This is a genomic window from Chromobacterium sp. LK1, assembly GCF_001043555.1.
In the GTDB taxonomy this organism is placed as follows: domain Bacteria; phylum Pseudomonadota; class Gammaproteobacteria; order Burkholderiales; family Chromobacteriaceae; genus Chromobacterium; species Chromobacterium aquaticum.
Genome location: NZ_LDUI01000001.1, coordinates 28854 through 53385, shown reverse-complemented (window position 1 = coordinate 53385; position 24532 = coordinate 28854). Strand labels below are relative to the sequence as shown.

Below are 24532 nucleotides of genomic sequence, written 5' to 3'. Positions count from 1 at the left end.
TCCCAATTTTGCTGCATTGCATGATACATTTAGTCGTCATTGTGCAGTGCAAAATTTTTGATTAAGACTATCTCCTTAAGGTCTCACCCCACAGCGGAGGAATACCCCATGTCCATCAGCAATGAGCAACTGAACAAGCTGTCCCTCAACGGCCTGGAAACCGTTTTCCGTTTTTCGCAGATCACTCTGGACAGCGCCGAGCGCCTGGTCAAGCTGAATCTGGAAATCTCCAAGCAAACGCTGGAAGACAACGTCAAAGTCGCCAAGCAACTGAGCGGCGTGACCGACCCGCAGGAAGCCGTCACCCACCTGAACAAGCTGACCACCCAGAGCATAGACGCCGCGCTGGCCAACTCGCGCAATCTGTACGACATCGTGTCCGCCGCGCAGAGCGAGCTGACTAAGCTGGCCGAGGAAAACCTGGGCAGCTTCAACAAGTCGCTGATCGGCGCGATCGAGTCCGCCGCCAAGAACGCCCCGGCCGGCTCCGACGCCGCGCTGAACGCGGTGAAGAGCTCGGTGGCCGCCGCCGCCGCTGCGGTCAACACCTTCAGCAAGGCAGCCCAGCAAGTGGTTGAATTCACCGACAGCAGCGTCAAGGCCGCCACCAGCGCCACCGCCGACGCGGTGAAGACCGCCAGCAAACGCGCGCCCACTGCTTAACAGAGAAGTTTCCGGCTAAAGCACAACCCCGTCCCGCCGACGGGGTTTTTCTTTGCCGCGCGCCAGGATGGCATGTGAGCGGCGACAGGTTTACAATCTCCGCCTTAAGCACGTTTCAGGAAACCAATAGGTTCAGCGCATGAAAATCAGCAGCAATTTTGACGCCGGCAGCATCGAGATCGTCTCCGCCGACAACTACGAAGACATCCAACTGCGCATCCGTCGCGACAATGCGGCCGAGTTCGCCCAGTGGTTTTACTTCCGCGTGCAAGGCGCCGCTTATCAGCACTGCACCTTCAATTTCCTGAACGCCAGCGAAAGCGCTTACCCGGATGGCTGGATCGACTACCAGGCGGTGGCCTCCTACGACCGCATCAACTGGTTCCGCGTGCCCACCCATTACGAGAACGGCGTGATGACGATAGATCACGTGCCGCTGTCCGGCAGCATCTACTACGCCTATTTCGAGCCCTATTCCTACGACCAGCACCTGAATTTGATCGGCCAGGCGCAAGGCTCCGGCCTGTGCCAGGTCAGCGACCTGGGCTTTACCGTGCAGCAGCGCGACATCAATCTGCTGACCATAGGCCACGAGGTGGAATCCGATCTGAAGATCTGGATCATCGCCCGCCAGCACCCCGGCGAAACCATGGCCGAATGGTTCATCGAGGGCCTGCTCAACCGCCTGCTGGATCCGCAGGATCCCACCAGCCGCGCGCTGCTGGACCGTGCCACCTTCTACGTGGTGCCGAACATGAACCCGGACGGCTCGGTGCTGGGCAATCTGCGCACCAACGCCGCCGGCGCCAACCTGAACCGCGAATGGGCGGCCCCCAGCGCGGAAACCAGCCCGGAAGTGCTGGCGGTGCGCAACAAGATGCAGGAAACCGGCGTCGACCTGTTCCTGGACATCCATGGCGACGAGAACATTCCCTATGTGTTCCTGGCCGGCACCGAAGGCGTGCCGTCGTGGAACGAGCGCCTGGAAACCCTGGCCGACCAGTTCCGCCACCATCTGCTGCTGGCCAGCCCGGATTACCAGACCGAGCACGGCTACCCGCGCAACGCGCCGGGCAAGGCCAATATGACCATCGCCACCAACTGGGTGTGCGAGAACTTCGGCTGTCTCGCCTTCACGCTGGAAATGCCGTTCAAGGACAATGCCAATCTGCCGGACGACGACTTCGGCTGGAGCGGCCAGCGCAGCCTGCGCCTGGGCGAGGCGGCCTTGTCGCCCATCTATGCGATTGCACAGAACCTGCGCGCCTGAGAACCATCAGGCCGAAACCAAAAAAGCCACGGAAACCGTGGCTTTTTTCATTCCCGCCGCCGCTCAAACGTGATCGAGCAATTGCAGCGGATGGTCGATGGCGATATCGGCGCCCCACTCCGCCGGCCGGTCGCTATCGGCGATATAGCCCCAATTGGCCAACACCGTCTTCATGCCCACGCTGCGGCCGGCGGCGATATCCCGCTCGGCGTCGCCCACGTACAGGCAATGCTCGGGCGCGATGCCTATCCGCTCGGCGGCGAAACGCATCGGCCGCGGATCCGGCTTGGGCACGCCAACGGTGTCGCCGCTGACCGTCACCGCCGGGCAGGAGATGAAGGGCAGCGATGGCACCAATCTATCGGTGAAACGCATCGGCTTATTGGTGATGATGCCCCACAGCAGCCCCTTGTCCATCAAGCCCTGGATCAGGCCGTTGACGCCATCGAACAACACGGTCTCGTCGGCGAAGCTGTGCTCGTAATGGTCCAGGAAACGCAGGCGGTACTCCTCGAAACGCGGATGCTCGCGGTCGATGCCGAAGCCCAGGCTGACCAGCCCGCGCGCGCCGTGGCTGGCGATGGGCCGCACCGCCGCGTACGGCTGCGGCGGCAGGCCTTCCTCGGCCAGCAAGCGGTTGAGCGCGGCGCCCAGATCGCGCGCGGTGTCGGCCAGAGTGCCGTCCAGATCGAATAGAACTGCCTTGATCATGATTCGCTTCAAAGAGGTGGCACAGCGTCAGGCTGCCGACCACGAGCAGCCCGCCGGCCCGGTTCAACGTATGGTCTTGCCCAGGAACAGCTTGTAGGCCGGGTTCTGGGTTTCCTCGACATAGGGATAACCCAGATTGTCGAGGAAGCGCTGGAACTCCGCGTCGTCGCTGGCCGGCACCTGAATGCCCACCAGCACGCGGCCGTAATCGGCGCCGTGGTTGCGATAATGAAACAGGCTGATGTTCCAGTCCACGCTCATCGCCTCCAGGAAGCGCATCAAGGCGCCCGGCCGATCCGGAAACTCGAAGCGCAGCACCCGCTCGTCCTTGAGCTGCGGCGCGTGGCCGCCCACCAGGTGGCGGATGTGCAGCTTGGCCAATTCGTTGTCGGTCAGATCGATGCTGCCCAGATCATTGGCGTTCAGGCTGGCCAGAATGCTTTCCAGATCCGGCTTGCCGCTGATCTGCACGCCGACGAAAACATGGGCGGTGCCGGGATCGGCGAAGCGGTAATTGAACTCGGTAATGTTGCGGCCGCCTATCACGGTGCAGAAGCGCTTGAAGCTGCCGGGTTTTTCCGGGATGGTCACCGCGATCACGGCTTCCCGCCGCTCGCCCAGCTCGGAACGCTCGGACACGTGGCGCAGACGATCGAAATTCATATTGGCGCCACAGGAAATCGCCACCAGCGTCTGATCGGCGCAACCCTCGCGCTCGATATAAGCCTTGGCGCCGGCCACCGCCAAGGCGCCCGCCGGCTCCACGATGGAGCGGGTGTCTTCGAAAATGTCCTTGATCGCCGCGCAGATGGCGTCGGTGTCCACCAGGATGATCTCATCCAACAGCTCGCGGCAGATGCGGAAAGTCTCCTCGCCCACCAGCTTGACCGCCACGCCATCGGCGAACAAACCCACATCCTTCAACTCCACGCGCTCGCCCTTGGCGATGGATTGGCGCATCGCGTCGGAATCCACCGGCTGCACCCCTATCACCTTGACCTCGGGCTTGAGCCGCTTGATGAAGCTGGCGACGCCGGAGGCCAGGCCGCCGCCGCCGATGGCGACAAAGACCGCGTCCAGATCATCCGGATGCTGACGCAGGATTTCCATGCCTATGGTGCCTTGGCCGGCGATCACATCCGGATCGTCGAACGGCGGGATATAGGTCATGCCGTTTTGAGCGGCCAATTCAGTCGCGTGGTGGAAGGCTTCGTTGAAGGAATCGCCATGCAACACCACCTGGCCGCCGTATTGCTTGACCGCATCTATCTTGATCTGCGGCGTGGTCACCGGCATCACGATGGTGGCGGCACAACCCAGCTTGCTCGCGGACAAGGCCACGCCCTGGGCGTGGTTGCCGGCGCTGGCGGTGATCACGCCGCGCTCGCGCTGTTCCCGGCTGAGCTTGGCCATCTTGTTGTAAGCGCCGCGCAGCTTGAATGAAAACACCGGCTGCAAATCCTCGCGCTTGAGCAGAATCTTGTTGCGGTAGCGGCGCGACAGATTGGGCGCCAGCTCCAGCGGCGTTTCGATGGCGACGTCGTATACCCGCGACGTCAAGATGCGTTCCAGATAGTCTTGCTTCTCTTGCATGGCAAAGCCTTTGTCCCGATCATTATTGTGCTTGAACTGCCAGAGTAGCAGGAACTCCAAGTCTACGGGAAGCCTTGATAACATTGGATTGTTGCATTGCAGTATCGAGAAGCCGCCCGCAGAAAATCCCCACTTTGCGGCAACCGGTCGGCAATCCGCGTGTATAATCAACGGCTACTATTAGGCCCTCAACCCCCAGCGTTGCCCATAGGAACAATGAAAACATTCACCAGCATTCTCACGGCAGCGGCGATTGCGCTGCCGTCCGTCTCCTTCGCCTCCGCCGCCTTCCTGCCGCCCGCGCCCGAGATCGCCGGCAAGGCCTATTACCTGACCGATTTCAACAGCGGACAAGTGCTGGCCGAGCGCGACCCGGACTCCCGCGTGGAGCCGGCTTCGCTGACCAAGCTGATGACCGCCTACCTCACCTTCAAGGCGCTGAAGGAAAAACGGCTGACGCTGGAACAGACGCTGACGGTGTCGCAAAAAGGCTGGAAGACCGAAGGCTCGCGCATGTTCCTGGATCCTAAGGTGCCGGCCAAGGTCGACGACCTGATCAAGGGCATGATCGTGCAATCCGGCAACGACGCCTGCGTGACGCTGGCCGAAGCCATTGCCGGCAGCGAAGAAGTGTTCGCCCAGGTGATGACCCAGCAAGCGCAGAAACTGGGCATGAAGAATACCCAGTTCCGCAACGCCACCGGCCTGCCCAACCCCGAGCACTACACCACCGTGCATGATCTGGGCATCCTGGCCGGCGCGCTGATCCGCGACTTCCCGGAGTTCTACCCGATCTACTCGATCAAGTCCTTCACCTACAACAATATCAAGCAGCCCAACCGCAACCTGCTGCTCTACCGCGACCCCAACGTCGACGGCATGAAGACCGGCTACACCGATAGCGCCGGCTACAATATGATCACCACCAGCCACCGCGACGGCCGTCGCGTGATTTCGGTGGTGGTGGGCACCGCCAGTCCGGAAGCGCGCGCGGTGGAAAGCTCCAAGCTGCTCAACTACGGCTTGCAGTTTTACGATACGCCCAAACTGTATAGCGGAGCCAAGCCGGTATCCGAACTGCCGATCTACAAGGGTGCGACCAAGACCGTGTCCGTCGGCTTCGCCAGCGACGTCTACGCCACCGTGGCCAAGGGCCAGGCCGCCAAGCTCAAGGCCGACCTGACCACCATGCAGCCCTTGATCGCCCCGGTCAAAGCCGGCCAGGTGGTGGGCAAGCTGGTGGTGTCCCTGGACGGCAAGCCGCTGTTCGAGCGCCCGGTTGTGGCCTTGAAGGCGGTGGAAGAAGGCGGTTTCTTCAGCCGGCTGTGGGATAGCATCAAGCTGATGCTGGGCTGGAAATAAACGGCGTCCGCCGTTGATCGCGGCGCCGGGCATCGCCCGGACGCCGCGGCTGTATTATGATGTGGCGTTTTAGTAATAAAGACGACCGTAAAATGTATTGGCGCGGGCGGCCCGGTTTGCAGTACAACTGGCTGCTGCGCCTTTGCCCGTTTCGGGTTCGGCGTCTTTAGAACCTGTTTACGATCTGCTGCGCTTCGGCGATACAGCGTTGAAAACCGCTTCGAAATGCTCAGGTACCGTGTGTACACTCCGCTTTCTCAACTGTTTTCGCCTTGTCTCGCTCTTGCTCGCAAAATCGTAAACACGTTCTTAGCGGATTTGATTGAATATGTCTGAAAAACAGGAACTCATGGAATTCCCCTGTCGCTTCCCCATCAAGGTGATGGGCGAGCGTCACGAGGAATTCGTCGTCACCATCACCGAGGTCGTCCGCGTCAACGCGCCCGACCTGGCCGACCACGACGTGACGCTGCGCGAAAGCTCCAATGGCCGCTTCTACGCGCTGACCGTCACCGTCACCGCCACCTCGCGTCAACAGCTGGATAATATCTACCTGTCGCTGACCGGCCATCCGATGGTGAAAATGGTGCTCTAAGCACCAGGAGATTGCCGTGTCGCGCATCGTCAAACATCTGGGCCGGGTCGACTACGAGCCAACCTGGCGCGCCATGCAGGCGTTCACCGACGCCCGCAACGCCGACACCCCGGATGAACTGTGGGTGGTCGAGCACCCGCCCGTCTACACCCAGGGCCTAGCCGGCAAGCCGGAGCATCTGCTGCACGCCACCGCCATCCCGGTGGTGAAAACCGACCGCGGCGGCCAGATCACCTATCACGGCCCCGGCCAATTGGTGGTATACCTGCTGGTGGACTTCAAGCGCATGGGCATAGGCGTGCGCGAGTTGGTGCGCCGTATCGAACAAGCGGTGATAGACACGCTGGCGGAGCTGGGCATCCACGGCAATGGCGATGTGGACGCCCCCGGCGTTTACGTTGCCGGCGCCAAGATCGCCTCGCTGGGCCTGCGCATCAAGAACCACGCGGTCTACCACGGCCTCAGCTTCAATGTGGACATGGACCTGGCGCCTTTCGATTCCATCAATCCTTGCGGTTACGCCAACCTCAAGGTCACCGACCTGAAACAACTGGGAGTGGAGCTGAGCCTTGCCGCCGCCGCCGACACGCTGCTGCCGCATCTGGAGCGCCTCCTGAACTGCACCGAGGAACTGACATGAAGCCGGAAAACCAGGCTGGGGTCAAACACAAGGGCGCGGCCAAAACCGCGCGCATCCCCATCAAGATCGTCCCGCTGGACGAAAAGCTGAAAAAGCCGGAATGGATCCGCGCCAAGCTGCCCAACGGCCAGCGCTTCCACGAGATCAAACAGATCTTGCGCGAACAGAAGCTGCACACCGTCTGTGAAGAAGCCACCTGCCCGAATATCGGCGAGTGCTTCAGCAAAGGCACCGCCACCTTCATGATCATGGGCGACATCTGCACCCGCCGCTGCCCATTCTGCGACGTGGGCCACGGCCGCCCCAACCCGCTGGACGCGGACGAGCCGCGCCATCTGGCTGAAAGCGTCGCCGCGATGAAGCTGAAATACGTGGTGGTGACCTCGGTGGACCGCGACGATCTGCGCGACGGCGGTGCCCAGCATTTCGCCGACTGCATCAGCTCGGTGCGCGAAATGTCGCCCAACACCCAGATCGAAACCCTGGTGCCGGACTTCCGCGGCCGCCTGGACCTGGCCGTCGACATCCTGAGCCAGACGCCGCCGGATGTGATGAACCACAATCTGGAAACCGTGCCGCGGCTGTACAAGCAGGCGCGTCCGGGCTCGGATTACGCGCACTCGCTGCAACTACTGAAGGACTACAAGGCCAAGAACCCCAATGTCCGCACCAAGTCCGGCCTGATGGTGGGCCTGGGCGAAACCGACGAAGAGATTCTGGAAGTGATGCGTGATCTGCGCGCCCACAATGTGGACATGCTGACCATAGGCCAGTATCTGCAACCTTCCGACGGCCATCTGCCGGTGCTGCGCTATGTACACCCGGACGTGTTCAAGATGTTCGAGACCAAGGCCTATGAAATGGGCTTCGTCCACGCCGCGGTGGGCGCGATGGTCCGCTCCAGCTACCACGCCGACGTGCAGGCACACGAGGCCGGCGTGTAAACGCTTGTCCCGCTAGACCCAGGGAGCCCCAGGGCTCCCTTTTTCATTCCCTGTCTTTGGTACAGGCATGTAGCGGCAGTGGATCGGCTATACCATGGCATGCGCCCACTGGGGCGCCAGCACACGTTTCATCCCGCAAACCGCGCGGACGCAGCCACGCCCGCCTGCTGATGGAGCCGCGCCATGCCCACCCGTCCTCGCCTGCCGGCCCTGCTGCCACTGCTACTGCTGGCCGCCTGCGCCACCCCACCCAATAAGCCCTTCTCCGATTTCGACCAGGCTACCCGCAAGGTTCAACTCAGCACCGGCAATACCCTGGAGCGCATCCAGCACAACGCCCGCCTCAATGCGGTGCTCACTGCGCCCAACGCCCCGCTGAACCCGGACACATTCCGACTTCAAACCGGCAGCGGCGCTAGCTACGACCTGGCACCCGCACTGGGGCAGCTGCAGGCCACGCTGGACACGCTGGCACTGTACGCGCGCACCCTGAACGGCCTAGCCGGCGACCGGGAGGCCGAAGCCCGGGTCGATGCCGCCGCCCAGGATCTGGCCGACAGCATCCAGGATCTCAAGCGGCAAGGCGGCAACGAAGATGCCGCCAAAATACTCGCCACCGCCGCCGACGCGCTGGGCAGACAACTGACAGCCGCGCAACGCCAAGCCGCGCTGCGCAAGGTCATGGCGACAGCCCAGCCCGGGCTCGAACTGCTGGCCGACAACAGCCACCGCGCTCTGAGCATGCTGCCCGCCTATCTGACCGTGATCCGGGACAGCCTGCTGCGCCACGCCAACTTCAGCCGGCCGCCCTACGGCAGCTGGCAGCGCTATCAGTTCGACCTCGCCATCGCCAACAGGCTGCGCGAGCTCGAGCGGATAGAAGCCGCGCTGCAGGCCAGCGACCAGGCGATTCAGGGCTTCCCCGCCGCCAATCGCCAGTTGCTGCAAAACCTGGACGCGCCCGCCTCAAGTCTGCAGGCGCTACGCGCCTTCGCCGCCGAAGCGCGGCGGCTGCGCGATTTTTATCGCGAGCTGCCCGACAAATAATGAGCGAGCACCACTTCGAAATGCTCATGCACCACTGCAGCACATTCCGCTTTCTCGGCCACTTTCACCTTGTTTCGCCCTTGTTCTCAAGACCTTGAACGGGGCTCCAAGCATGGAGAACGAGCATGGACCAACACACAGCAGTCGAACTCGTCGGCGGACTGGCGTCGCGCATCAATAATCTGGCCGTCGCCAGCCTGGGCGCGGACAGCAGGACGCTGTTGGCGCAACAGGATGAACTGGCGAACCAGACCTTGGCGCTGATCGCCCGCGAACTGAACGCCGACACCGCCGACTTCCAAACCGCCATCGCAGCGCTGCAGGCGGCCATCGCCGCCGCCGACCAGGCCGCGCAGCAACTGCAACAGGTGGGCAGAGCCATAGGCCTGACCGCCAAGGCCATCTCCGCGGTCGCCAAGCTGCTGACCTGAGCTCCCTCATTTCGTCCAGCCATGAAAAATGCCGCCCCTGTTACCAGGGGCGGCATTCCAAACTGTTCGCAGCTTTACGTCTAGCCCGTAACGCTTAGAACTTGTGTACGACGTTCAGACCGAAGGCCTTAACCTTGTCGGTGTTCTGGCCGTTGCTGTTCAGGAACGCGCTGTCAGCCTTGATTTCGCCGTACTGAGCGCCAACCACGGTGCGCTTGGACAGGCTGTAGTCAACACCCAGCAGGTACTGCTTGTAGCCGGTGTTGTCTTGGGTAGCGCCGTCAACTTTGTAGTCTTTGCCCTGAGCGTAGGTGAACTTGGGCATGAAGGCGCCGATCTGGTAACCAGCGGTCAGCGCGTATTCTTGCGATTCGTACTTACGGCCATCGTTGATCACGACGTCGGAAGCACCCTTGTTCAGGAAGCTGTACGGGGTAACGGAGTAGTCACCCTTGTCATTGCGGTAGCCCAGCGCCACGAAGATATTGTTGGCGTTGTAGCCAGCTTCGATGCGGTGCTTGTTATTGGCCTTGCTGCCAGCGTCAACGGCAACGGCAATCGGGCTTTCGTGGATGAACTGGTACTTGCCGAAGAAGCCGCTGTTCTCGTAGGACAGGCCCAGGTTGTACATTTCACGGTCGGCGCCGTTGGTGTTGCCAACAGCTTGCTTGTTCTCTTTGGTGCCGTACAGGAAGGCAGCCTTGAAGCCAGAGAATTCCGGGGTGTCGAAACGCACGGCGTTCTTAACATAGCCGTCGTCGCGGGTGAAGGCGTTCAGTTGCAGCGCGTTGCTGCTGCTTTCCCACGGGTTAACCTGAGCCATGTCGGACTCGCCGTAGGTGGACAGGTGGCCCAGACGGAAAGTACCGAAGTTGGAGGACAGACCAACGAAGGATTCGCGGCTAGCGAAAGTGCCGCTGCTGTCGCCGGTGCGGCTTTGGCCGTCAATGCCGAAGCCGGTTTCAACTTGCCAGATGGCCTTCAGACCGTTGCCCAGGTCTTCATTGCCTTTGAAACCCAGGCGCGAGCCCAGATCATCGATATTGGTTTGCTTGGTAGCGTTGTTGCTGTCGACGTATTCAACGCCGCCTTTGATGGTGCCGAATACGGTTACATCGGCGAAAGCGGCTGCCGGCAGGGTGGCAACCATCAGGGCGATCAGACTTTTTTTCATGATTTGGCTATCCTTCTGTTTACTTAGGAAGTGAGCGAATACTAGTTCCTGTGTTTCACATTTGCAACTAGGCTTGCTAACTTGTGGTCATTAAACAACAGGTCGTGTCAAAAAAACAACAGATAACATCAGGCAATCAGACTGTAACGCAGCAGGAAAGTTGCAGCTCACAATTGTTAAAATCCATTAACTGCAAGCATTTGAGCAAAAAAAAAGCCCGCTCGCGGCGGGCAAAGATTGGATAGACTTGACTCGAATTCAGAGAATCGAAAAAGAATCTGGAATCAGTGAATTCTGAACACGATTGTAATCGATCACTTTGTAAATGTCCATTTACAATAGCCTTATATTGTAAATAGAGTGTGAATACATCCCAATATTTAAGAATATCTGCGGCCATAGCCCCGGCGGCACACAATACGGCAACATCGCCACGCCCAAAGCCGGGCACAAAAAAAGCCGCTACCGCGGCTGTTTCGACACACAACCCTCTTCAACACCGCAAAGGCAAACTCAGCAGCACACACAAGCCTCCTTGCGGACGATTGCTCAACACCAAGTTCCCGCCATGATCGCGCGCGATGGCGCGGGCAATCGCCAAGCCCAGGCCGCTGCCGCCGGTATGACGCGCGCGCGACCCTTCCAGCCGCACATAAGGCTCCATCACCCGTTCCAGATCGGCCTCGGCAATGCCCGGCCCATTGTCCTGGATCTTCACCTCGACGCATTCCGCCCGCTGCCGCAGGCTGACCTCGATCGCATCGCCGCCATAACGGCGCGCATTCTCCAGCAGATTGCCCAGACAGCGGCGCAGCGCGCTGACCTTGCCCATCACCGGCGGCGCCGGCTCGCTGTGTAGCTGAATATTGGAGCCCAGGGCCTCCATGTCTTCCACCACGCTCTCCAGCAAGGCGTTGAGATTGAGCTTCACCACGCCCTCGCTGCCGCAGCCGCCGCGCAGATAGGTCAATGAGTCATTGATCAGTTGGTCCATTTCCAACAAGTCGCGCTCGATCGCCTGTTTCTCCGCGGACTCTTCCAAGCCTTCCAGACGCAGGCGAATGCGGGTGATCGGCAAGCGCAGATCATGCGACACTCCCGCCAGCATCTGACTGCGGGTTTTCAGCAGACGCTGCAACTCGGTCTGCATGCGATTGAAGGTCCTGGCCGCCTCCGCCACTTCCTCGGAGCCGGTCTCCGGCAATGGTTTCTGGTTTAGATTGCTGGCCAAGCCTCGAGCCGCGCGCGAGAACAGGTCCAGCGGCCGGATCAATTGCCGTACCGCCCACGCCCCCAGCAACGCGGCGGTCAAGGCCACCAGCAGCATCCAGGCCAGGATGCGGGCCGGCTGATCCGCCAGGGAGATCGGCCGCGAAGCGTTGAAGGTCAAGATCGTGCCGTCACTCAACCTGGCTTGCACCGTGGCCAGATGCGTCTTGAATTCAGCCAGCGGCCCCAGCGCGCTCAATTCTTCGCTGACGATGGAGCCGGCGGCGCCGGCCTCGCGCGTGGGCGAGAAACTTTGCAGGCCGGCCCCGGCATGGTCCATCCAGGTGGCCCGCCCGCCTGCCGACGAGTCTTGCTGCTTGGACAGCACTTGCAGCGGATAGGGCTTGATCAGGTCGCGCCTGATCAATTGCTGAAACGAACGCCCATGCAGGCTCAGAGGCTGGTCCTGCGATTCCCAGAACCGGTCCATGCGCACCAGCAGCGTCGGCTGATTCAACGTGGAAATCACTTGTTCGCGATAATTGCTGGGACACTCGTCCAATAGATTGACGATGTCGGCGATATGCTGAGCGGTGTATTGCACCCGCAAGGAATTACTGAGCCGGTCGCGGTCACTGAGGATGAAGTAGATGCCCAAGGCGTTGGCCAACAGCAACCCGCCAACCAGGGTCAGCAGGATCTGGCCGTAAAGCGTGCGCGGCAACCACTTCATCGCAAGGCTTCCACCTCGCAGGCCAGCATATAGCCGCCGCTGCGTATGGTCTTCAACAAGGCCGGCTCGCGCGCGTCCTCGCCCAGGCGGCGGCGCACCCGGCCTATCATCACATCCACGGTGCGGTCGAAGGGCCCGGCCTCCTTGCCATTCATCGCTTCCATCAACTGATCGCGCGACATCACCGCGTTGGCGTGCTCCGCCAGGGCCTGCAGCAGCTTGAACTCGCCGCCGGACAGCGGCGTGACCACGCCGGCCTCGTCCAACAGGTGCTGGGCGCCCAGATCCAGCGTCCAGCCGGCGAAACGCAGCCGGCGCACGCTGGCGGCATTCGCCGGCTGATCCGATACCCGCCGCAGAATGCTCTTGATCCTGGCCAACAACTCGCGCGGGCTGAACGGCTTGGTCAGATAATCGTCGGCCCCCATTTCCAGACCGATGATGCGATCCAGCTCATCGCCACGCGCGGTCAGCATCAGTATGGGCATGCAAGAGCGCTCGCGCAGATTGCGGCACAGAGTCAGGCCATCCTCGCCCGGCAGCATCAGGTCCAGGATCAACATATTGTAGTTTTGCGCGGCGATCGCCTGTTGCATCGCCTGGCCGTCACCGACGGCATCCACGGCGAAACCTTGCTTGCCCAGATATTCGCACAGCAGTTCGCGCAGGTCCGGATCGTCATCCACCACCAGCAGTCTTGGTAAATCGACAGTCATAACAGCTCATCTCCATTGCGGCTTTATTATTAGGATACCGCGCCCACCCGCGGGAGCCATGGAGAAATCGTGGCGAAATAGCCTGGGTTTACACCGGGTTTACAAAAAACGGCCCGACGCAAGCGCGCCGGGCCGGCAAAAGGCGGCTAGACCGTCTTTCAATCGTTGGGGTTCTGATCCCGCGTCTTGTGCAGCGAGTACAGCACGCCGGCCAGCAACAGGCCCAACGTCGCCGCCAGGGACCAGGCGGTGGGAATCTTGAAGCTAACCCAGCCCACATCGTTGAAGAACACCAGCCCCACCTTGATGCCGATCAGCACAAGTACCAGCGACAAGGCGTACTTGAGGTAATGGAAGCGATGCACCATCGCCGCCAGCGCGAAGTACAGCGCGCGCAGGCCCAGAATCGCGAAGATGTTGGAGGTGTACACCAGGAACGGGTCCTGGGTAATGGCGAAAATAGCCGGAATGCTGTCCACCGCGAACACCAGATCGGCGCTCTCCACCATGATCAAGGCCAGCAGCAGCGGCGTCGCCCACCATCCACGCGCCAGGCCGTGCGCCTCGCCGCGCACCAGGAACTGCTTGCCGTGCAGGTCCGGGGTCAGCCGCAGATGGCCACGCAGCCATTGATACATGCGGTTTTCCTGGATAGGCGCGTGTTCGTCATCGGAAAACAGCATCTTGACCCCGGTGACGATGAGGAACAGGCCGAACAGCACCAGCACCCACTGGAACTCCGCCACCAGCGCCGCGCCCAGGCCTATCATCAGCGCCCGCATCACGATGACGCCGAGAATCCCCCAAAACAGCACGCGGTGCTGGTATAGCCGCGGCACCGCCAGGCTGGAGAAGATCAGGGACATCACGAAGACATTGTCCATGGACAGCGACTTCTCCACCACGTAGCCGGTCAGATACTGCATGCCGGCATCCGCGCCCTGATACCACCAGATCCAGCCGCCGAAGGCCAGGCCGACGCCGATGTAGAAAGCCGACAGCATCAGGCTTTCCTTGACCCCGATCTCTTTTTCTTCCTTGTGCAAAACGCCCAGGTCAAAAGCCAGCAGCGCCAGCACAATGGCCATGAACATCAGCCACACCCACAAAGGATAGCCGGCAAAACCGGCGCTCAACCATTCCATACGCATTCCTTTTGGCAACAGAAAGGCCCCGGGCCGAGCAAACCGCCCCGGGGCCTGAATTCAAACCATCCGCCGCCGCTATCGCGACGGCGAATCAAGACTTAACGACCGTGTTCCAGCGCGCCGATGCGCTCCTCGATGCTGGGATGGCTGGAGAACAGCGCCATCAGGCCACCGCGCCCGCCGGAGATGCCGGAAGCCGCCATATTCTGCGGCAGGTCGCCGGCGGCGACGCCGCCGAGGCGGCGCAAGGCGTTGACCATGGGACGCGCGCCGCCCAGCAAGGTAGCCGCGCCAGCGTCGGCGCGGAATTCGCGCTGACGCGAGAAGTACATCACGATGGCCGAGGCCAGGATGCCGAACACGATCTCACAGACGATGACGGTGACCATATAGCCTATGCCCGGGCCGCTGGACTGTTCGTCATTGCGGCGCAGAAAACTGTCCACCAGATAACCGACCACGCGCGCCAGGAAGAACACGAAGGTGTTGACCACGCCCTGAATCAGCGTCAGCGTCACCATATCGCCGTTCTGGATATGGGCGACTTCGTGCGCCAGCACCGCTTCCACTTCTTCTTCCGTCATCGAGGCCAGCAGGCCGGTGGACACCGCCACCAGCGAATTCGACTTGCTCGGGCCGGTGGCGAAGGCATTCGGCTCACCCTCGTACACCGCCACCTCCGGCATCGGCAGATTGGCGCGGCTGGCCAGCTTCTGCACGGTATACACCAACCAGCGCTCGGTCTCATTGCTCGGAGTTTCGATCACCCGCGCGCCGGTGCTCCACTTGGCCATGGTCTTGGACAACATCAGCGAGATGAAGGCGCCGCCGAAGCCCATCACCGCGGCAAAGCCCAGCAGCGTGCCCAGGTTCAGACCGTTGCCGGTCATGAAGCGGTTCAGCCCCAACAAGCTGGCCACAATGCTCAGCACCACCATCACGGCGATGTTGGTGGCGATTAATAGGATGACTCGTTTCATGGTGTTGGCCCTTGCGTTTAATTCGACGACATTCCGCGGAACGCCCGACACAGTGCATTCTAGACGCTGCATTCCACAGAAAAAATCAAATATAATCAGAAAATACATCAAGTTTTTTCGAACAATCATGTCCGAACAGATCAACTTCAAGCATCTGCATTACTTCTGGGCGGTTGCCCATGCCGGCGGCGTCACCCGGGCTGCTGAACAGCTGGGGGTCAGCACCCAGACCGTCAGCGGCCAGATTTCACGGCTGGAGCAGAGCCTGGAGCGAACCTTGTTCCGACAACAAGGACGCCAGCTGGTTCTGACCGAGGCCGGCCACGTGGCGCTGCGCTACGCCGACCAGATTTTCATGCTGGGGGAGGAACTACAGGAAACGCTGGAAGACGCCCAACTGGATAAAACCATCCGCCTGGCGGCCGGAATCTCGGACGTACTGCCCAAAACCATCGCGCTGCAACTACTGGAACCGGCGCTGAGGCTGGATGCCAAGGTCAGACTGCAATGCGGCGAAGGCGATTTCGACGAACTGCTGGCCGATCTGACCCGTCACCGGCTGGATGTGGTGCTGGCCGATCGGCCGCTGCCCGCCGGCGGCACCCAGGCGTTTCAGTCCTGGCTGCTGATGCGCAGCCCGGTGATGATAGCCGGCGCGGCCGCGCTGTGGCAGCGCTACGCCGCCGGCTTTCCCGACAGCCTCAATCAGGCTCCCATATTGCTGCCCAGCCGCCATCATGTGCTACGCAGCCAGTTGGACCAATGGTTCGAAGAACGCCGCATCAAGCCGGACATCGTCGCCGAGTTCGACGACGGCGCCTTGCTCGACGCCTTCGGCCTCCAGGGCTTCGGCCTGTTCCCCTCCACCGCCCATACCGGCGGCGACGCGCACATGCCGCAGGCGCTGGGCGAGATCGACGGCGTCTGGGAGCATTATTACGCCATTGCCAACCGCCGTCGGCTGCAGCATCCAGGCGTGCAGGCCATGCTGCAGGCCGCCATCGAGGCAGCCCCGCTCTGAGCCGTTCAAACGAGACAAGACCTTATGGCTGAGAAAGCGGCATGTACGAATGCTACATAAGCATTTCGAAGCCGCTTTCAACGCCCTTGCCTAAAATTCCGCCGATACGCAGCAGACATTGAACAGGCTCTAAAAGCAAAAACCCCGGACCAGTCCGGGGTTTGACGACGCGGCGCTGGATTACTCGCCCAGATAAGCGTTGCGCACCCGTTCGTCGTTCAGCAGATCCTTGGCCGGGCCGCTCATGGTGATGCGACCGCTTTCCATCACATAGCCACGTTGCGACACTTCCAGCGCCAGCTTGGCGTTCTGCTCCACCAGCAGCATGGTGACGCCCTCCTTGGCCACCATCTGGATGATCTCGAAGATCTTTTCCACGATGATGGGCGCCAGGCCCATGGACGGTTCATCCAGCAACAACAGCTTGGGCTTGGACAGCATCGCGCGGCCCATCGCCACCATCTGCTGCTCGCCGCCGGACAGGGTGCCGGCCAATTGCTTCTGTCGCTCCTTCAAGCGCGGAAACAGCTCGTACACCCGCTCGGCTTCGCTCAGGATCGCGGCCTTGTCGTCGCGATAATAAGCCCCCATCAGCAGATTCTCCTCCACCGTCAGCTTGGCGAAGATGCCACGGCCTTCCGGCACCATGGCCAAGCCATGACGCACGAAGTTGTGCGGCGCAATACTGGCGATATCCTTGCCATCGTACTGGATGCTGCCGCCGGATTTCTTCACCATGCCCACCAGGGTTTTCAGCGTGGTGGTCTTGCCGGCGCCGTTGGCGCCGATCAGGGTCACCAGCTCGCCCTGTTCGATGTGAAAATCGATGCCCTTGACCGCCTGAATGCCACCATAGGCCACTTGCAGGTTTTTGACTTCCAGAATGCTCATGCGTGTGCCGCTCCCAGGTAGGCCTCAATCACTTTCGGGTTTTTGCGCACTTCTTCCGGCACGCCCTCGGCAATCTTCTTGCCGTAGTCCAGCACCGCGATGCGGTCGCACAAGCCCATCATCAGCTTGACGTCGTGCTCGATCAGCAGCACGGTCACGCCGCCGTCCCGAATCTTGGACATCAGGGCTTTCAACTCTTCGGTTTCGCGCGGATTCATGCCGGCAGCCGGCTCGTCCAGCGCCAGCAGCTTGGGCTCGGTGGCCAGCGCGCGGGCGATTTCCAGACGGCGCTGATGGCCATAGGACAGGTTGCGGGCGCGCTCATGAGCGACATCGGCGATGCCGACATACTCCAGCAACTCCCACGCCTTGTCGGTGATGGACCTCTCCTCCGCCATGGTGCGGCGGTCGCGCAGCACCGCGCCCAGCGCGCCGGCCTTGGAACGGATGTGACGCCCCACCATCACGTTTTCCAGCGCCGTCATTTCGGCGAACAGACGAATGTTCTGGAAGGTGCGGGCGATGCCGGCGGCCACCACCACGTGCGGTTTCTGCTGGAACAGATTGTGGCCGTCGAACTCGAACGCGCCCTCGTCCGGCACATACAGGCCGGTCAGCACATTGAACAGCGTGGTCTTGCCCGCGCCATTGGGGCCGATCAGGCCGTAAATCTCGCCCTTGTTGATGGTCAGCGCCACATTGTTGAGCGCGTGCAGGCCGCCAAAGCGTTTATGGATGCCTTCTATCTTCAGCAAAACTTCAGCCATGGCTCAACCTTTCTGCCCAGCGGTTTCTCTATCGTCACGGAACTCGGCTTTGCGACGCTTGGACGGCCACATGCCTTCGGGCCGCACCAGCATCATCACCACCATCGCCAGGCCGAACAGCAGCATGCGGGCGTTTTCCGGATCGATCAGCATTTTGCCGAAGGTTTTCATCTGCAACGGGCCGATCACGTCGCGCAGGATTTCCGGCGCGATGGTCAGCACCACCGCTCCCAGGATCACCCCCGGGATATGACCCATGCCACCCAGCACGATCATCGCCAGAATCATGATGGATTCCAGCAGGCTGAACGATTCCGGCGACACGAAGCCCTGGAACGAGGCGAACAGGCCGCCGGCCACGCCGCCGGACAAGGCGCCCAGCGCAAAGGCCAGCAGCTTGATATTGCGGATATTGATGCCCATCGCCGCGGCGGCGATGTCGTCCTCGCGCAGGGCCACCCAGGCGCGGCCGATGCGCGAATGCTGCAAGCGCCAGGCCATGATCACCACGCCCACGGTCAGCACCAGGAACAGGTAGTAGTAAAGGTAGACGCTGTGGAAGCTGAGGCCGAACAACTCCATGGTATCGCCCAAGGACACGCCGCCCACCTTGATCGGGTCGATCAGGTTGATGCCCTGCGGACCGTTGGTGATGTTGACCGGGGTGTTCAGGTTGTTCATGAAGATGCGCACGATCTCCCCGAAGCCCAGCGTCACGATGGCCAGGTAGTCGCCCTTGAGCCGCAACACCGGCGTGCCCAGCAAAATGCCGCAGAAAGCGGCCAGCACCGCGCCCAGCGGAATACTGATGTAGAACGGCAGATGCAAGCCAAAGTGCGGAGAACCCAGCAAGGCGAAAGCGTAAGCGCCCACCGCGTAGAAGGCGATGAAGCCCAGATCCAGCAAGCCGGCAAAGCCCACCACGATGTTGAGGCCCAGCGCCAGCATCACGTAGAGCAAGGCGAAGTCGACGATGCGGACCCAGGAATTGCCCAGCACGCCGCCCACCAGGAAGGGCAGCACCGCCAGCGCCACCGCGGACAGCACGAACAGGCCGACTTTCTTGCCGGTGTCCATCTTATTGATATTGAGTGCCATGGTCATGATATGTCTGCTCCGGGATCAGGCACGATCGGCCATCTTTTCGCCCAGCAAGCCGGACGGACGGAAAATCAGCACCAGGATCAGCACCATGAAGGCGATGATGTCCTGATAGTTGGAGCCGAGGAAGCCACCGGTCAATGTGCCGATATAGCCGGCGCCCAGGCTTTCGATGATGCCCAGCAGCAAGCCGCCGGCCACCGCGCCGCCCAGATTGCCGATGCCGCCGAGCACCGCCGCGGTAAAGGCCTTCAGACCAATCATGAAGCCCATGTAGTAATGGGCCTGCTCATAATTGGTGGCGACCATCACGCCAGCCACCGCGCCCAGGCCGGAACCGATGACGAAGGTGGCGGAGATGATGGTGTTGACGTTGACGCCCATCAGGCCGGCCACCGCCGGGTTCTGGCTGGTGGCGCGCATCGCGCGGCCCAGTTTGGTGCGTTCCACCATCAGCAACAGACCGGCCATGATCACCAGGCACAGCACGATGATGGTGATCTGCAGCTTGGTGATGCTGGCGCCGAAGAAGGACACCACGTCGTGGTCAAGGATTTGCGGAAACGGAATATAGTTGCGTCCCCAGATCAGGATGGCCACCTGTTGCAGCACGATGGACAGGCCGATCGCGGTGATCAGCGGAGCCAGCCTTTGCTTGCCGCGCAGCGGGCGGTAGGCGATGCGCTCGACGGTGAAGCCGAGCAGCATGCAGGCGACAATCGCCACCAGCAGACCGATCAACACCAGGGCCGGGCCGGGCAAGCCGGTGCCGGACAAGGCGTTGATGACGGAGATGGTGACCATGGCGCCGAACATCACCACTTCGCCGTGGGCGAAGTTGATGAGCCCCATGATCCCGTACACCATGGTGTAGCCCAATGCGATGAGTGCATAAATGCTACCCAGAACGAGACCGTTCAGGATTTGTTGCAGAAAAATGTCCACGTTGGGAGATCTCCTTTGTATTGACGACCGACAGCTTGCGGGGCTTCCCCTCTTATGGCTGCTGCCTGTTCTTAGTGCCCGGACGAGCCTTGATTATTTGGATTCTGTCAGACAGGCGAACGGATTATGGAGGCGTATTCAAGCGACTGTCAATCTTAAAGATTGGTTAAAACGGCACAAAATCAAGCTCATTTAACACAAACACAAGCATTTGATTTTATTGTGTTTTTTATGAAAATACGCGATCGACACCCAAAGAACTTTTGAATTTCTTTGGATAAAGAAAAACCCTCAGTCAGTAAGCCGTTTTTCAGATTTTGATCATGCCCCGACGCAAACCATGTTCACTTTCGAAAAGACAATAATCAAATAATTCGAATTGCAACATTCAAGCGCGCCCGCGATTCGAATGAATACAATCTCCTAAATTTAAAACATGCGCAAGGCAAAATAGGCAATGCCGACACGCTTGCGCATCAAGCAAGAACGAGGCCATCCAAAAGCGCCCATCCGACATTTCAACTCTAGCCCTTTTATGGCTGAAACATAGTCGATCCGCTTGCTCTTGGCTGTAACAGTCTGCACGCCCCTTCCGCAAAAGCAGAGCCGGCAGCACCCACATCGCTGCCATCAAGCGCGCCTTCACTTCACTTGATCGTTTCAAGCAACAATCTAGTACGATTTAGATGGTTTATCATGATAACGCGCAGCCGCTATAGTGAGGCCTCGATACCCCCTCCCGGCCTGCTGCAGGCGCGGGCTTCATGGAGAATGACACGATGTTCCGCCCAACCCTGATCGCCGGCGCGCTAGCGCTGAGCGCCGCCGCCAGTCACGCCGCAGAACCGCTGCAACTATCCATCTACAATGCCGACGGCAATAGCTTCAATGTCAGTTCGGTGCTGGTCAGCGGCGCCAAAGACGCCATCCTGATCGATACCGGTTTCACCCGCGCCGACGCCTATCGCATCGCCGCCAAGGTGCTGGACAGCGGCAAGCAGTTGAAAGCCATCTATATCAGCCAGGCCGATCCCGACTACTATTTCGGCGCAGCCGAACTGAAGAAAATCTTCCCGCGCGCGGCCGTGCTCAGCAACAGCCCCACCCTGGCCAAGATCAAGGCCAATATCCAGGGCAAGCAGGCCTATTGGGGTCCCAAGATGGGCGACAACGCGCCAACCACCGCGCTGCTCCCAGAAGAGCTGAAAGGAGATCGCCTGGAACTGGAAGGCCAGGCGCTGGAAATCAAGGGAGCGCGCGGCGTGCTGGCGCACCGCGGCTATGTGTGGATTCCATCCATCCGCGCGATTGTCGGCAATGTCGGCGTCACCGGCGCCAGCATGCATGTCTGGACCGCGGACACCCAAAGCAAGGCGGAACGCCAGGCCTGGATCAAGCAACTGGATGAAATAGAAGCGCTGAAACCGGCCACCGTGGTGCCCGGCCACATGCAGGCCGGCGACAAGACCGACCTGAGTGCCGTACGCTTCACCCGCCTGTATCTGCAACGCTTCGAAGCCAATCTGGCCACCTCGGCCAATAGCGGCGAACTGATAGCGGCGATGAAACGGGAATTTCCGCAGGCGGGCGAGGACATGTCGCTGGACATCGGCGCCAAGGTCAACAAGGGCGAAATGAAATGGTAAGCGTCGCCCCGCTCCGGCTGCACTATTTTTACGACCCGCTGTGCGGCTGGTGCTATGGCGCCTCGCCGCTGCTGCTGGCCGCGGCGGGCTTGCCGGAAATCGAACTGCTGCTGCACGGCGGCGGCATGCTCAGCGCGCCGCACAACCGCCGCGTGAACATGGAATGGCGCGGCTATGTGATGCCGCATGATCGCCGCATCGCCGCTATCAGCGGCCAGCCCTTCGGCGACGCCTATTATGAAGGCCTGCTGCGCAGCGAAGCGTGGCTGGACTCCACCCCACCCATCGCCGCCATCCTGGCCGCGCCCGAACTGGACATTGCGCCACAGCGCATGCTGGCCGCCGTGCAAGCAGGCCACTACCTGCACGGCCTGGAAATCGCCGACCCCGCCGTGCTCGCCGGCATCGCCGCAGAGCTGGGCGCTGATGCCGGGCGCTTCGCCGATGCCTATGCCGCCGCGCTGGAACGCAGCGCCACCCATATTGCGCACAGCCGTCAACTGATGAACCAGCTGGAACTGCGCGGCTTCCCTTCCGCCGTGCTGGAACGAGACGGTCGCTTCGAGCAGTTGGATCTGGGCGCCTACCTGGGCCGGCCGGAAGCGTTCCGCCAGTCTTTACAGCAAAACGGCGCCGCCCGCGCCGAAACCGGCCAAGCGCCGCAGTGCGGGCTGGACGGCTGCTAAACGCTGACAAGCAGCCCGAAACACGGCGGCCCTCATCGAGGGCCGCCGTTTGCTTTTCCCCGCCGCGCGGCCATTGATGACAAACGGATTAACGGACGCTACAGTATTCGGTCAAACCAGAACAAATCGATTGTCTACACACCATTATGACTTGCCGAAATAGAGGGAATCTTTAGCGATGAAAATCATGGGATGCGTGCTCTACCTCAGCCTGCTCGCCACTGCGGCCCACGCCGCCGCCGGCGAAACAGACCCTTATCTATGGCTGGAAAACATCCAGGGCAAGCAGGCGCTAAGCTGGGTTGGAGAACAGAACGCGCGCACGCGCGCCGATCTGGGCCGGCAGGCCGACTACCCGGCGCTACGCCGGGACTTGCTGTCCATACTCGACTCCAATGACCGCATACCCGGCATCGAGAAGATAGGCGTGCTCTACTACAACTTCTGGCGCGACAAGGACCACCCGCGCGGACTGTGGCGGCGCACCACGCTGGATGAATATCGCAAGGCCGCGCCGCAGTGGGAAACCGTGCTGGATCTGGACCAACTGGCCAGGAAGGAACAGGAGAACTGGGTATGGCAAGGCGCGGACTGCCTGCGCCCCAGCCAGGAACGCTGCCTGCTGCGCTTGAGCCGCGGCGGCGGCGATGCCGCGGTGGTGCGCGAGTTCGACCCCGCGGCCAAGGCCTTCGTCAAGGATGGCTTCCAGCTGCCGGAAGCCAAGAGCGAACTCAGTTGGCAGGACCGCGACACCCTGTACGTGATGAGCGACTTCGGCCCCGGCTCCCTCACCGACTCCGGCTATCCGCGCATCGTCAAGACCTGGCGCCGCGGCCAGCCGCTGGCCCAGGCGCAGACCGTGTTCGAAGGCCAGCGCACCGATGTCTCGGTGCATGCCGCGCGGATAGAAACCCAGGGCCGCCGCTACGATGTGATCACGCGCGCGCCCACCTTCTTCAGTACCGAGGCGCGGCTGCTGGTGGACGGGGAGTGGCGCAAGCTGGACAAGCCCGACCATGTCGGCATCGACTTTTTCGGCGACTGGCTGCTGCTGACGCCCAAGCTGGACTGGAAAATCGGCGATAAAACCTGGCGCGGCGGCTCGCTGCTGGCGATAGACAGCCGCGCCTATCTGGCCGGAGCACGCGACTTCAGCCCCCTGTTCGAACCTAGCGACACCGTATCGCTGGCGAACCAGACCGCAACCCGCGACAGCCTGCTGCTGACCACGCTGGACAATGTCAGCAGCCGGCTGCGGGAGTGGAAAGTCATTGACGGACACTGGCAGTCGCGGCCGGTGGCCACGCCGGCCTTCGGCAGCCTCTCGGTCAGCGCCGTCGATCCCGACCACGACAATCGGTACTTCTACAGCTTCACCGACTTTCTGACGCCGCCAACGCTGGCCTTGGCCGAGGCCGGCAGCGATCAGCGCCAGGTGCTGAAACAGCAGCCCGGCTTTTTCGACGCCAGCCCTTACCGCGTCCAGCAATGGTTCGCCACCTCGCGCGACGGCACCCGGGTGCCCTACTTCCTGATCAGCCGCAAAGACCTCAAGCTGGACCGCACCAACCCGACGCTGCTGTATGGCTACGGCGGTTTCGAAGTCTCGCTGACCCCGCGCTACAACGGCGCGCTGGGCAAGGCCTGGCTGGAACGCGGCGGCGTCTACGCGCTGGCCAATATCCGCGGCGGCGGCGAATACGGCCCGGCCTGGCATGAGGCGGCGCGCAAGCAGCGGCGGCAGAACGCCTACGACGACTTCGCCGCCATCGCCGAGGACCTTGCCAAGCGCGGCGTGGCCGATGCTCGCCACCTCGGCATCAAGGGCGGCAGCAACGGCGGCCTGCTGATGGGCGTGATGCTGACCCAGCGCCCGGAACTGTTCAATGCCGTGGTTTGCCAGGTGCCGCTGCTGGACATGCGCCGCTTCAATCAACTGCTGGCCGGCGCCAGCTGGATGGACGAATACGGCAACCCCGACCAGCCTGAAGACTGGGCCTATATCCGCCGCTATTCGCCCTACCACAATCTGAAGCCGGACACGCGCTACCCGGCCACCTTGTTCATGACTTCGACGCTAGACGACCGCGTGCACCCCGGCCATGCCCGCAAAATGCACGCGGCCATGCAGGCGATGGGCGCCGACGTGCGCTACTTCGAACGCACCGAGGGCGGGCACGGAGCCGCGGCCAACCATCAGCAGGAAGCCGATATCGCGGCGATGGAATACGCCTTTCTGCTACAGCAGTTGCGCTAAAA

At 61.4% G+C, this 24532-nt stretch carries 23 protein-coding genes; 12 read left to right on the top strand and 11 right to left on the bottom strand.

Translation table 11 applies throughout. The features are described 5' to 3' along the window. Positions 1-108 precede the first annotated feature (108 nt). Both VI26_RS00250 and VI26_RS00245 read left to right on the top strand, forming a co-directional pair. Complete coding sequence (locus VI26_RS00250; protein WP_048407743.1) at positions 109-663, top strand: phasin family protein; 555 nt, start codon at positions 109-111, stop codon at positions 661-663. Positions 664-802: 139 nt separating this feature from the next. Next, positions 803-1933 (top strand): M14-type cytosolic carboxypeptidase, encoded by a 1131-nt coding sequence (locus tag VI26_RS00245; protein WP_048407742.1) that lies wholly within the window; start codon positions 803-805, stop codon positions 1931-1933. Positions 1934-1996: 63 nt separating this feature from the next. On the opposite strand, the gene VI26_RS00240 is transcribed toward VI26_RS00245, so the two are convergent. Together VI26_RS00240 and ilvA are read right to left on the bottom strand one after the other, a co-directional pair. Beyond that, positions 1997-2644, bottom strand: a complete 648-nt coding sequence (locus tag VI26_RS00240; RefSeq protein WP_048407741.1) for an HAD family hydrolase — start codon at positions 2642-2644, stop codon at positions 1997-1999. Between the two features lie 63 nt (positions 2645-2707). Further along, the gene (gene ilvA, locus VI26_RS00235) at positions 2708-4237 is read right to left on the bottom strand and encodes a threonine ammonia-lyase, biosynthetic (protein ID WP_048407900.1); all 1530 of its coding nucleotides are present in this window, start codon (positions 4235-4237) and stop codon (positions 2708-2710) included. Positions 4238-4453: 216 nt separating this feature from the next. Between ilvA and VI26_RS00230 the strand changes: the two genes are divergently transcribed. From VI26_RS00230 to VI26_RS00205, 6 genes are all read left to right on the top strand, one after another. Continuing rightward, positions 4454-5599 (top strand): D-alanyl-D-alanine carboxypeptidase family protein, encoded by a 1146-nt coding sequence (locus VI26_RS00230; protein WP_048407740.1) that lies wholly within the window; start codon positions 4454-4456, stop codon positions 5597-5599. A gap of 328 nt (positions 5600-5927) precedes the next feature. After that, positions 5928-6194, top strand: a complete 267-nt coding sequence (locus VI26_RS00225) for a YbeD family protein (protein ID WP_048407739.1) — start codon at positions 5928-5930, stop codon at positions 6192-6194. 16 nt (positions 6195-6210) lie between these two features. Then, positions 6211-6834: a lipoyl(octanoyl) transferase LipB gene (gene lipB, locus VI26_RS00220; protein WP_048407738.1), complete on the top strand. Its 624-nt coding sequence runs from the start codon at positions 6211-6213 to the stop codon at positions 6832-6834. Then, positions 6831-7778, top strand: a complete 948-nt coding sequence (lipA, locus tag VI26_RS00215) for a lipoyl synthase (protein WP_048407737.1) — start codon at positions 6831-6833, stop codon at positions 7776-7778. Before lipB ends, lipA begins: the two co-directional genes overlap by 4 nt. A 183-nt stretch (positions 7779-7961) precedes the next feature. Next, positions 7962-8825 carry a hypothetical protein gene (locus tag VI26_RS00210; RefSeq protein WP_048407736.1) on the top strand — a complete coding sequence of 288 codons (864 nt, stop codon included), beginning with the start codon at positions 7962-7964 and terminating at the stop codon, positions 8823-8825. A 125-nt stretch (positions 8826-8950) separates the two neighbouring features. After that, complete coding sequence (locus VI26_RS00205; RefSeq protein WP_048407735.1) at positions 8951-9256, top strand: hypothetical protein; 306 nt, start codon at positions 8951-8953, stop codon at positions 9254-9256. A 94-nt stretch (positions 9257-9350) separates the two neighbouring features. On the opposite strand, the gene VI26_RS00200 is transcribed toward VI26_RS00205, so the two are convergent. From VI26_RS00200 to htpX, 5 genes are all read right to left on the bottom strand, one after another. Next, entirely contained in the window at positions 9351-10430 is a 1080-nt protein-coding gene (locus tag VI26_RS00200) for a porin (RefSeq protein ID WP_048407734.1), read from the bottom strand. A gap of 493 nt (positions 10431-10923) precedes the next feature. Beyond that, complete coding sequence (locus VI26_RS00195; RefSeq protein WP_048407733.1) at positions 10924-12372, bottom strand: ATP-binding protein; 1449 nt, start codon at positions 12370-12372, stop codon at positions 10924-10926. After that, positions 12369-13088 carry a response regulator gene (locus tag VI26_RS00190; protein WP_048407732.1) on the bottom strand — a complete coding sequence of 240 codons (720 nt, stop codon included), beginning with the start codon at positions 13086-13088 and terminating at the stop codon, positions 12369-12371. Before VI26_RS00190 ends, VI26_RS00195 begins: the two co-directional genes overlap by 4 nt. 158 nt (positions 13089-13246) lie before the next feature. Next, positions 13247-14233, bottom strand: coding sequence for a TerC family protein (locus VI26_RS00185; protein WP_048407731.1), 987 nt, complete (start codon positions 14231-14233; stop codon positions 13247-13249). A 101-nt stretch (positions 14234-14334) separates the two neighbouring features. After that, positions 14335-15216, bottom strand: a complete 882-nt coding sequence (gene htpX / locus VI26_RS00180) for a protease HtpX (RefSeq protein ID WP_048407730.1) — start codon at positions 15214-15216, stop codon at positions 14335-14337. A 127-nt stretch (positions 15217-15343) separates the two neighbouring features. Here htpX and VI26_RS00175 point away from each other — a divergent pair, with 127 nt between their 5' ends. Further along, positions 15344-16237, top strand: a complete 894-nt coding sequence (locus tag VI26_RS00175) for a LysR family transcriptional regulator (protein ID WP_048407729.1) — start codon at positions 15344-15346, stop codon at positions 16235-16237. Between the two features lie 180 nt (positions 16238-16417). Here the strand turns inward: VI26_RS00175 and VI26_RS00170 are convergent, their stop codons facing one another. Genes VI26_RS00170 through VI26_RS00155 form a run of 4 tightly spaced genes read right to left on the bottom strand, consistent with a single transcriptional unit; the run spans position 16418 to position 19941 of the window. Beyond that, positions 16418-17128: an ABC transporter ATP-binding protein gene (locus VI26_RS00170; RefSeq protein WP_048407728.1), complete on the bottom strand. Its 711-nt coding sequence runs from the start codon at positions 17126-17128 to the stop codon at positions 16418-16420. Next, on the bottom strand, positions 17125-17895 hold the full coding sequence (locus VI26_RS00165) for an ABC transporter ATP-binding protein (protein WP_048407727.1): 771 nt from the start codon (positions 17893-17895) through the stop codon (positions 17125-17127). The genes VI26_RS00170 and VI26_RS00165 overlap by 4 nt, the downstream gene beginning before the upstream one ends. Positions 17896-17898: 3 nt before the next feature. After that, on the bottom strand, positions 17899-18999 hold the full coding sequence (locus VI26_RS00160) for an ABC transporter ATP-binding protein (protein WP_048407726.1): 1101 nt from the start codon (positions 18997-18999) through the stop codon (positions 17899-17901). Positions 19000-19017: 18 nt separating this feature from the next. Continuing rightward, positions 19018-19941, bottom strand: a complete 924-nt coding sequence (locus VI26_RS00155) for a branched-chain amino acid ABC transporter permease (protein ID WP_048407725.1) — start codon at positions 19939-19941, stop codon at positions 19018-19020. A gap of 779 nt (positions 19942-20720) precedes the next feature. Here VI26_RS00155 and VI26_RS00150 point away from each other — a divergent pair. From VI26_RS00150 to VI26_RS00140, 3 genes are all read left to right on the top strand, one after another. Further along, entirely contained in the window at positions 20721-21587 is an 867-nt protein-coding gene (locus tag VI26_RS00150; RefSeq protein WP_048407724.1) for an MBL fold metallo-hydrolase, read from the top strand. Next, complete coding sequence (locus VI26_RS00145) at positions 21581-22273, top strand: DsbA family protein (RefSeq protein ID WP_048407723.1); 693 nt, start codon at positions 21581-21583, stop codon at positions 22271-22273. The genes VI26_RS00150 and VI26_RS00145 overlap by 7 nt, the downstream gene beginning before the upstream one ends. Before the next feature lie 178 nt (positions 22274-22451). Then, positions 22452-24530: a prolyl oligopeptidase family protein gene (locus VI26_RS00140; RefSeq protein WP_048407722.1), complete on the top strand. Its 2079-nt coding sequence runs from the start codon at positions 22452-22454 to the stop codon at positions 24528-24530. The last annotated feature ends 2 nt before the right edge of the window (positions 24531-24532 follow it).

Excerpts from the sequence above, each read along its gene's own strand:
- VI26_RS00190 (WP_048407732.1), bottom strand. The coding sequence starts at position 13,088 with ATGACTGTCGATTTACCAAGACTGCTGGTGGTGGATGACGATCCGGAC.
- VI26_RS00225 (WP_048407739.1), top strand. The coding sequence starts at position 5,928 with ATGTCTGAAAAACAGGAACTCATGGAATTCCCCTGTCGCTTCCCCATC.
- VI26_RS00245 (WP_048407742.1), top strand. The coding sequence starts at position 803 with ATGAAAATCAGCAGCAATTTTGACGCCGGCAGCATCGAGATCGTCTCC.
- VI26_RS00150 (WP_048407724.1), top strand. The coding sequence starts at position 20,721 with ATGTTCCGCCCAACCCTGATCGCCGGCGCGCTAGCGCTGAGCGCCGCC.
- VI26_RS00250 (WP_048407743.1), top strand. The coding sequence starts at position 109 with ATGTCCATCAGCAATGAGCAACTGAACAAGCTGTCCCTCAACGGCCTG.
- VI26_RS00210 (WP_048407736.1), top strand. The coding sequence starts at position 7,962 with ATGCCCACCCGTCCTCGCCTGCCGGCCCTGCTGCCACTGCTACTGCTG.
- VI26_RS00140 (WP_048407722.1), top strand. The coding sequence starts at position 22,452 with ATGAAAATCATGGGATGCGTGCTCTACCTCAGCCTGCTCGCCACTGCG.
- VI26_RS00160 (WP_048407726.1), bottom strand. The coding sequence starts at position 18,999 with ATGACCATGGCACTCAATATCAATAAGATGGACACCGGCAAGAAAGTC.
- VI26_RS00175 (WP_048407729.1), top strand. The coding sequence starts at position 15,344 with ATGTCCGAACAGATCAACTTCAAGCATCTGCATTACTTCTGGGCGGTT.
- htpX (WP_048407730.1), bottom strand. The coding sequence starts at position 15,216 with ATGAAACGAGTCATCCTATTAATCGCCACCAACATCGCCGTGATGGTG.
- VI26_RS00170 (WP_048407728.1), bottom strand. The coding sequence starts at position 17,128 with ATGAGCATTCTGGAAGTCAAAAACCTGCAAGTGGCCTATGGTGGCATT.
- VI26_RS00205 (WP_048407735.1), top strand. The coding sequence starts at position 8,951 with ATGGACCAACACACAGCAGTCGAACTCGTCGGCGGACTGGCGTCGCGC.
- VI26_RS00230 (WP_048407740.1), top strand. The coding sequence starts at position 4,454 with ATGAAAACATTCACCAGCATTCTCACGGCAGCGGCGATTGCGCTGCCG.
- VI26_RS00200 (WP_048407734.1), bottom strand. The coding sequence starts at position 10,430 with ATGAAAAAAAGTCTGATCGCCCTGATGGTTGCCACCCTGCCGGCAGCC.
- VI26_RS00185 (WP_048407731.1), bottom strand. The coding sequence starts at position 14,233 with ATGGAATGGTTGAGCGCCGGTTTTGCCGGCTATCCTTTGTGGGTGTGG.
- VI26_RS00165 (WP_048407727.1), bottom strand. The coding sequence starts at position 17,895 with ATGGCTGAAGTTTTGCTGAAGATAGAAGGCATCCATAAACGCTTTGGC.
- ilvA (WP_048407900.1), bottom strand. The coding sequence starts at position 4,237 with ATGCAAGAGAAGCAAGACTATCTGGAACGCATCTTGACGTCGCGGGTA.
- VI26_RS00195 (WP_048407733.1), bottom strand. The coding sequence starts at position 12,372 with ATGAAGTGGTTGCCGCGCACGCTTTACGGCCAGATCCTGCTGACCCTG.
- VI26_RS00145 (WP_048407723.1), top strand. The coding sequence starts at position 21,581 with ATGGTAAGCGTCGCCCCGCTCCGGCTGCACTATTTTTACGACCCGCTG.
- VI26_RS00240 (WP_048407741.1), bottom strand. The coding sequence starts at position 2,644 with ATGATCAAGGCAGTTCTATTCGATCTGGACGGCACTCTGGCCGACACC.
- lipA (WP_048407737.1), top strand. The coding sequence starts at position 6,831 with ATGAAGCCGGAAAACCAGGCTGGGGTCAAACACAAGGGCGCGGCCAAA.